The following is a 2,431-nucleotide window of genomic DNA, read 5'->3' as shown; positions in this document are numbered from 1 at the left end:
CGACGCGCTGGACAAGGAGCGGTTCGATGTCAGCCTGATCGGCATCGACAAGCAGGGCCATTGGCACGTCAGCGACCCGCAGCAGTTCCTGCTCAACGCCAACGACCCGGCGCGGATCGCGCTGAACCGTTCCGGCAATGCCGTGGCGGTGCTTCCGGGCCGCGAGCAGGCGCAGCTGGTACCCAGCGACCCGGCCTCGGCGCTGCAGCAGATCGACGTGGTGTTCCCGATCGTGCACGGCACCCTGGGCGAGGATGGCTCGCTGCAGGGCCTGCTGCGCATGGCCAACCTGCCGTTCGTCGGTTCCGGCGTGCTGGGTTCGGCCGCGGCGATGGACAAGGACGTGACCAAGCGCCTGCTGCGCGACGCCGGCCTGGCCGTCGCCCCGTTTGCCTGCTTCAACCGCAGCACCGCCGCCGGCGCCGACTACGCCACGCTGGTCGCGCAGTTGGGCACGCCGCTGTTCGTCAAGCCCGCCAACCAGGGCTCGTCGGTCGGCGTGAGCAAGGTGCGCAATGCCGGGGAGTTCGCCACCGCCATGGCGCTGGCGCTGTCCTTCGACCACAAGGTGCTGGTGGAATCGGCCATCGTCGGCCGCGAGATCGAATGCGCGGTGCTCGGCAACGACCACCCCGAGGCCAGTGTCTGCGGCGAAGTGGTGGTGCACGACGACTTCTACGCCTATGACACCAAGTACATCAGCGCCAACGGCGCCGAAACGGTGATCCCGGCCGACATCAGCGACGACGCCCAGCAGCGTATCCGCCAGATCGCCATCCGCGCCTACCAGGCGCTGGAGTGCGCCGGCATGGCGCGCGTGGACGTGTTCCTCACCGAGGCCGGCGAGGTGGTCATCAACGAGATCAACACCCTGCCCGGCTTCACCCGGATCAGCATGTATCCCAAGCTGTGGGGCGCCTCCGGCCTGGATTACACCGCGCTGATCACCCGCCTGGTCGAGCTGGCGCTGGAGCGCCATGCCGCCGACAAGGCGCTGTCCAGCTCGATCACCTCCACGCCATGAACCCAGCGCCTGCCGCCGGTGACGCGCCCCGCGCGATCACCGGCGACGACCTGCCGGCACTGCTGGCGTTGAACAACGCCCACGCGCAGGAGCTGTCCTGGCAGGAGCCGGCGGCCTTCGCACGGCTGCTGCGGCAGGCATTCTTCGCCCGCACCTGCGCCGATGCGCAGGCGCTGCTGATCGCGCTGGACCAGGACGCCGACTACGACAACCCCAACTTCGCCTGGCTGTCGGCGCGCTACCGGCGCTTCGTCTACATCGACCGCGTGGTGGTCGACGCGCGGGCGCGCGGCAAGGGGCTTGCACGGCAGCTGTACGCCGCGTTGGCCGCGCACGCACGCCTGCATGGCCATGATTGCCTGGTCTGCGAGATCAACGCCGATCCGCCCAATCCCGCTTCCGTGGCCTTCCACCAGCAGCTCGGCTTCAGGCCGGTGGGCGAAGCCCGCCTGGACAATGGCAAGACGGTGACCTACTTCGCGTGCCCGCTCGCGCCCTGACCGGCGCCCGGCGGCAAACGCAACGGCCCGCCCGGGGACACCCGGGCGGGCCGTTGTGGTTCAAGCGGTTCAGCCCTTCTTGCGGAACAGCGAGATCACCGCAAGGATCAGGAACACCACGAACAGGATCCAGGCGATGTTGCTCGCCGCACCGGCGATGCCACTGAAGCCCAGCAACGCGGCGATGATGGCGATCACGAAGAAGACGACGGCGTAATGAAGCATGGCGACCTCCTGTATATGAAAACAGGGTCCATGCTGGACAAGAGGCGGTGGTCAGACGGTGATGGAGGCGTGAGCGCCGGATGACGACCCTGCGCTTCAGCGACCGGCCGCCAGGCGGCGCAGGCCTTCGGCGATGCTCACCTGCGGGACATAGCCGAAATCGCGGCGCGCCGGTTCCATCGAATACCAATGCGGCGTGCACAGCTGTTCGGCCAGGAAGCGCGTCATCGGCGGCTCGCCGCGCAGCCGCAGCAGCGGCCACAGCCGCTCGCACACCGCGCCGATGCGGTAGGCGGTCTTGAACGAAACGGTCTTGGTCACCGGCGGTGCATCGACCGCGGCCAGCAGCTTGTTGAGCAGCACGCGCATCTCCAGCGGCTCACCGTTGGAGATGAAGTAGGCCTTGCCGGCGCAGGCCGCGCCGACCACCAGGTGATCGAAGGCATCGAAGTGCGCCTGCGCGGCGTTGTCGATGAACGTGGTATCGACCTTGTTGCTGCCATCGCCGACGAAGCGTAACCGGCCGGCGCGGGCACGCTCGGCCAGGCGCGGCACCAACTGGTTGTCGCCCGGGCCCCAGATCAGGCGCGGACGCAATGCCACGGTGGCCAGCTCGGCACCGTTGGCGGCCAGCACTTCCTGCTCGGCGAGGGTCTTGGTGGCCGCATAGGGTGCCTGGAAG

General features: G+C 68.4%; 4 protein-coding genes. 2 read left to right on the top strand and 2 right to left on the bottom strand.

Annotated features, from left to right (window positions below; translation table 11 throughout):
• A partial coding sequence (ddlA, locus tag VA603_RS10095; RefSeq protein WP_323438730.1) for a D-alanine--D-alanine ligase occupies window positions 1-1,024 on the top strand: 1,024 nt, incomplete at its 5' end.
• The gene (locus VA603_RS10090; RefSeq protein WP_192286979.1) at window positions 1,021-1,524 is read left to right on the top strand and encodes a GNAT family N-acetyltransferase; all 504 of its coding nucleotides are present in this window, start codon (window positions 1,021-1,023) and stop codon (window positions 1,522-1,524) included. The genes ddlA and VA603_RS10090, both read left to right, overlap by 4 nt.
• Before the next feature lie 69 nt (window positions 1,525-1,593).
• On the opposite strand, the gene VA603_RS10085 is transcribed toward VA603_RS10090, so the two are convergent.
• Together VA603_RS10085 and VA603_RS10080 are read right to left on the bottom strand one after the other, a co-directional pair.
• A complete protein-coding gene (locus tag VA603_RS10085; RefSeq protein ID WP_104940304.1) occupies window positions 1,594-1,749 on the bottom strand; it encodes a DUF1328 domain-containing protein in 156 nt (51 codons plus the stop codon).
• A 96-nt stretch (window positions 1,750-1,845) separates the two neighbouring features.
• Window positions 1,846-2,431 (bottom strand): NAD-dependent epimerase/dehydratase family protein (locus tag VA603_RS10080; RefSeq protein WP_323438729.1); only part of this gene is annotated, 586 nt, incomplete at its 5' end.

This window comes from Stenotrophomonas capsici, from assembly GCF_034961085.1.
Lineage (GTDB): Bacteria > Pseudomonadota > Gammaproteobacteria > Xanthomonadales > Xanthomonadaceae > Stenotrophomonas > Stenotrophomonas capsici.
This window is presented reverse-complemented; position numbering and strand designations above follow the sequence as displayed.

Bases quoted from the DNA above. Each gene is read 5' to 3' on its own strand.
- VA603_RS10090 (WP_192286979.1), top strand. From the start codon at position 1,021: ATGAACCCAGCGCCTGCCGCCGGTGACGCGCCCCGCGCGATCACCGGC.
- VA603_RS10085 (WP_104940304.1), bottom strand. From the start codon at position 1,749: ATGCTTCATTACGCCGTCGTCTTCTTCGTGATCGCCATCATCGCCGCG.